The sequence below is a fragment of the Leisingera sp. F5 genome, from assembly GCF_001593695.1.
Genome location: NZ_LUKH01000534.1, coordinates 1 through 2,179, shown reverse-complemented (window position 1 = coordinate 2,179; position 2,179 = coordinate 1). Strand labels below are relative to the sequence as shown.

Sequence of the window (2,179 nt, the reverse complement as noted above, 5' to 3'; positions counted from 1 at the left end):
TGCCTCCGGCAGCTGGGGCTTTGCCCCAGGCCCCAGGATATTTGAAGGCTGGACTCCCCGTTCTTCCGGCCCGGAAGCATCCCGGGGTGAGGCTACCCGGCCGGGGGGGGGCAGCGCCCCTTCTGCGCAAAACCCTTGCCGTGTAATAAGCACGCCGCTAAAGGTAATACATCTACACATAAGAGAGACGGATGCAGACAATATTCGCCCAGCGCGCCCGCCTGCCCCAAGGGTGGGCAGAGAACCTCCGGCTGACAGTTGAGGCCGGGCGGATCACGTCTCTGGAAACAGGTGCTCAGCCGCAAACCGAAGATGCGCGGGCAGATGTGCTGCTGCCGTCGCTCGGCAACCTGCACTCCCACAGCTTCCAGCGCGCGATGGCCGGGATGACCGAGTACCGAGCGGCCGGCAAGGACAGCTTCTGGACCTGGCGCGAGTTGATGTACCGGTTCGTGGACCGCATCACCCCGGAACAATATGAAGCTATCGCTGCGCTGGTTTTCATGGAGATGCTGGAAGCCGGTTATGCCTCGGTTGGCGAATTTCACTATGTCCATCACCAACTGGGCGGAGCCCGTTTTGCATCACTGACAGAACTCAGCGAGCGGGTCTTTGCAGCCGCCGGCCAGACCGGCATCGGTCTCACCCATCTGCCGGTGCTTTACAGCTACGGCGGCGCTGATAAGCAGGACCTGAATGGCGGCCAGCAGCGGTTTGGCAATTCGGTGGCGGAATTCTCTGAACTGGTCGCTCAGGCGCGCGAAAAAGTTGCGCGGGATCTGCCGCAGGACGCCTGCGTCGGCATTGCGCCGCATTCGCTGCGGGCCACCTGCCCCGAGGATCTGGCAGAGGTTCTGCAGATCTCAAACGGGCTGCCGGTGCATATCCACATCTCGGAACAGCCCAAGGAAGTGGCCGATATCAGCGATTGGCTTGGCGCGCGGCCTGTGGAATGGCTGCTGGCAAACGCGCCGGTCGACAGCAAATGGTGCCTGATCCACGCCACCCATATGACCAGCGCCGAGACCGTGGGCATGGCCCGTTCCGGCGCTGTTGCAGGCCTCTGCCCGATCACCGAGGCGAACCTGGGCGACGGGCCGTTCAATGGGGTGGAATACCTGGCGCATGAGGGTGTTTTCGGCGTCGGATCAGACTCTAACGTGCGGATTTCACTGACTGAAGAGCTGCGCACGCTGGAGTATTCCCAACGCCTGCGCGATCTGGCCCGCAATGTGCTGGTGCCTGGCGAAGGGTCGGTTGGCGAAACCCTTTACATGGGCGCGGCGAAAGGCGGGGCGCAGGCCTTGGGCCGCAATGCCGGGCGGATCGAAGAGGGCGTACTGGCGGATCTGGTGGCGATTGACAGCAGCGTGCCGGCCTTGTGCGCGCTGAAGCCGGAGCAGATGCTGGACGGGCTGTGCTTTGCGGCAGGCGACGACACCGTGACCGACGTCTGGAGCGCCGGCCGTCATGTGGTGCAACAGGGCCGCCATATTGCCCGAGACCGTGTGATCGCAGGCTACAGAACGGCAATCAAGGACCTGCTGAACAGTCTCTAAACCGGCTGAAATCGCACTTGGATCACAGCGCCGCCTTCGGAGATCTCTCCGCTGGCGGCGTTTTCCATGATGATCCCTTCACCAGGAATAAGCCTGTCTCCACCGCTCAATTCCAAGCTGCCCGACACAACAAGGACCACCTGGCCGCCCGCAGCATTAGACACCCTTCCATCACTCAGAACCTTGGCCTCTGCCGACACAAGCTGGGGATTATAGATCACGTTGAAGGCCTTGCAAGCGCCGCTTCGCAGGCAACAGTCCAACTCCAGGCAGCCGTCAAACGCCAGCGGTTCCATCAGGCGGGCCTCCAGGCGGGTTCCTGCGTTGGACAGAACATGCCCGGCGCCCGCCACGATGCAGTGGATACGGGCAAGGCCGGGAAAAGCAGAAAACGGGCCGTCCCGCGAGATCTCTGCCAAACTGAGGCGCCAGACCATCCGGCCGCCTTCTGCGTGCGACGCCAGCTCACGGGTCACACCGCTGCCGTTCTTCCAGGGAACCGGTTGGGCAGTTTGGGCGGAGAAGCGCATTGGCATGTCCCTTTGGCGTTGCAGTAGGCTTAGACATAAAACCCGGGTGCAAACGACCGCAAGCCCTTTGCTGACTGCCCATCCAGTCTG

2 protein-coding genes are annotated in these 2,179 nt (G+C 62.5%); one reads left to right on the top strand and one right to left on the bottom strand.

Annotated features, from left to right (window positions below; translation table 11 throughout):
• Positions 1–191: 191 nt before the first annotated feature.
• A complete protein-coding gene (locus tag A2I95_RS32895; protein ID WP_291736592.1) occupies positions 192–1,559 on the top strand; it encodes a formimidoylglutamate deiminase in 1,368 nt (455 codons plus the stop codon).
• Here the strand turns inward: A2I95_RS32895 and A2I95_RS32890 are convergent.
• Positions 1,556–2,089: a HutD family protein gene (locus tag A2I95_RS32890; RefSeq protein WP_291736590.1), complete on the bottom strand. Its 534-nt coding sequence runs from the start codon at positions 2,087–2,089 to the stop codon at positions 1,556–1,558. The two genes, A2I95_RS32895 and A2I95_RS32890, sit on opposite strands and share 4 nt — an antisense overlap.
• Positions 2,090–2,179 lie beyond the last annotated feature (90 nt).